This window comes from Fulvivirga imtechensis AK7 (assembly GCF_000331535.1).
Taxonomy (GTDB): domain Bacteria; phylum Bacteroidota; class Bacteroidia; order Cytophagales; family Cyclobacteriaceae; genus Fulvivirga; species Fulvivirga imtechensis.
Window position 1 is genome coordinate 1 of the sequence record NZ_AMZN01000088.1, and the last position, 2,835, is coordinate 2,835.

Consider the following 2,835-nt stretch of genomic DNA (forward strand, 5'->3'; position numbering starts at 1 on the left):
CCCTCTGGGGGCTCGTTATTCTCTTAAGTTAACGGCTATGGGACACCGTTCCGGGGCCCCGCAGAACAGAACTAATGCCCTGAGTTAACCTTTCTTCATAACTTATGAAGCACCTCAGAAATTTGTTTTTTTTCTGCGCCATTCCATTGGTTGAGTTTGTAGGACTACTTCTCAAGAAGTGCTTTTCAGAAGGGTCCCGAAACAGGTCCGGGAACTGGTATGAGGGGGTTTTGGTGTTATTTTTACAGTTTTGACATAACCTTTATGACCAATTTTTTCTGTTAAAAAAAATCCTTAACTACTAGTCCCCGGACACCGGTCCGGGGCCCCGAAGAAAAGAACTAATGCCCTGAGTTAACCTTTCTTCATAACTTATGAAGCACCTCAGAAATTTGGTTTTTTTCTGCGCCATTCCATTGGTTGAGTTTGTAGGACTACTTCTCAAGAAGTGCTTTTCAGAAGGGTCCCGGAACAGGTCCGGGAACTGGTATGAGGGGGTTTTGGTGTTATTTTTACAGTTTTGACATAACCTTTATGACCAGTTTTTTCTGTTAAAAAAATCCTTAACTACTACTCCCCGGACACCGTCCTTTGTTTCCTTATATGCGTGTTTTAGGCGTCAGACGGTTCGGAACCGTCTGACGCCTCCTTCTATTCCTCCAAATACCCGAACTTACCCTTGTTAAAATCATCAAAAGCCTGGATCAGCTCTTCCCTCGTGTTCATTACAAAAGGTCCGTGCGCTGCAATGGGTTCGTTGATCGGTTCCCCGCTCAACACCAACACCACTGCCTGATCATCGGCTGTTATGGTAAAGCTATCCCCTTTGTTTTTCATTAAAGCCAAATGATCGGTGGTTACATTTTCATTGCCATTGACTGTTATGTTTCCTTCTATCACCAGCAAGGTGGTATTGTAATGCTCCGGAAAATGGAATTCCGCTGTCGTGCCTGCCTCCAATCTGGCGTTCATCAGGTGTATAGGCGTAAAGGTGCTGGCTGCTCCTTTTGTGCCCTGGTAGTCCCCGGCAATAACCTCAATGGTGCCTCCTTCCAATTCAAACCGGCCCATTTCAGCGGCTTTAATAGCCTGATACTTAGGCTTTGACATCTTGTCTTTGGCAGGCAGGTTCACCCACAACTGCACCATCTGAAAATCGCCACCCGCTTTGCTAAATGTTTCTTCATGGTACTCTTTATGAAGCACTCCCGAGGCGGCTGTCATCCATTGCACATCGCCCTCTCCTATCACACCCCCGCCACCACTGCTATCGTGGTGAGCCACCCTGCCTTTGTAAGCAATGGTCACTGTTTCAAAGCCACGGTGCGGATGCACGCCAACACCCTTCGGCTTATCGCTGGGTGGAAATTGAAATTTCGAGTTGTAGTCCATCATGATGAACGGATTCATGCGCTGCATGCTCAAAGGGAATGTGCCCGGAATGAAATTGTGAACTCTGAAGCCGTCACCTACAAAATGTGGCTCCCTGGGCGCTACTACTATTTCTACGTTTCTCGTTGCCATAACTATTTCTTTTTATGACAAATTTAACCCTGTCTCCTGCCCTGCGCATTGATCTATGGTAAGTAATTGAGCTTCTCTGCCTCCTCTGTGCCTACTCAGTGACCACTACGGTTAAAACCAGGTTATTAATAGCGAGAGGCCAATTCCTTTCTAACCCGACTTAAGCTTTCCGGGGTGATACCCAGGTAAGACGCCACCATCGTTTGTGGTACCCGCAGCAAAACATCCGGATAGGTTTTTACAAAATCCAGGTAGCGCTCCTCTGCTGATGCGCTGAGAAGAAGGTTGATCCGTTTCTGCAGATGGCGAATGTGGTTGTGCAGCAAGCGGTTGTTGAAATCTGCAAAAGCCTGATCTTCACGCGCGAGCGCAGCAATGAAATGCTCTTCCAGGAAAAGTACGGTAGAATCTTCAACAGCCTGTATGAAAAACTTCGAGGGCTGATCAAAATATACACTTTCGCGGTCGGTTACAAACCAGTTTTCCGGGGCAAACTGGATGATATGCTCCTTCCCTTTGTCATCAATGGAAAACTGTCGCAGCAGTCCTTTTTCGACAAAAAACGAATGATGACAATGCTCACCCACCCGAACAAGGTACTCACCTTTAGCTACCTGCTTCACCTTGCAGCTATCCAACAGCTTGTCGAGGTACTGCCGTTCGATATCGATATTAGAGGTGAGAAAGGTGGTGAAGTTGAAGGTGTTCATAAATCATCTTTTATTCTTCAATTTTCTCTCAAGAAACCTCAGATCATCTTTTACCTCTTGTTTTCTATAGTTCCATGCTTGTGGATTTAAACTTTTGGTTCTTGTGCAGATGTCCGTAATATAAGAGTCTTTGTAGCTATTGGCAAAGATTAACCACGTATCTCCTACCTGAGGAGATATTCCACACATCCCTGATTGCGAGGGAGTGGAAACAGTGACCGCTTCACCAGTGATTACTCCTTTGTAACGCCTCTCGATGCGTACGTAGATAACATTAACTCTGTCTCCTTTGTCAATTTTATCAATGCGTCCTTTGACGATCAGATCATATGAATTGAAATCCTTATTGCTGATCTTTTCCGGGCGTTGGCAGGAACAGCAGAATCCTTTATACGAGATCAATAAAAGCAGGGTCAACGTGATGATTTTCATAAATTACTTTTCTTCTGGCATATTATTCAATCAATATGGGCATGGCAATGCCTTTTTACATAAAAACTCAAAATATACCCGTTAATTATCTTTTGTCAAAACCCATGTACCTGTCCAGGGGTTTTGTCCCATAGCCGTTAACTTAAGCATCCCGGTAGGGATGCAATAT

At 45.0% G+C, this 2,835-nt stretch carries 3 protein-coding genes; all 3 read right to left on the minus strand.

Going from position 1 to position 2,835, the window contains the following annotated elements:
• Positions 1–651: 651 nt before the first annotated feature.
• Complete coding sequence (locus C900_RS23420; protein WP_009582777.1) at positions 652–1,524, minus strand: pirin family protein; 873 nt, start codon at positions 1,522–1,524, stop codon at positions 652–654.
• Between the two features lie 125 nt (positions 1,525–1,649).
• Positions 1,650–2,234: a Crp/Fnr family transcriptional regulator gene (locus tag C900_RS23425; RefSeq protein WP_009582778.1), complete on the minus strand. Its 585-nt coding sequence runs from the start codon at positions 2,232–2,234 to the stop codon at positions 1,650–1,652.
• 3 nt (positions 2,235–2,237) lie between these two features.
• Positions 2,238–2,666, minus strand: coding sequence for a hypothetical protein (locus C900_RS23430; protein ID WP_009582779.1), 429 nt, complete (start codon positions 2,664–2,666; stop codon positions 2,238–2,240).
• Positions 2,667–2,835 lie beyond the last annotated feature (169 nt).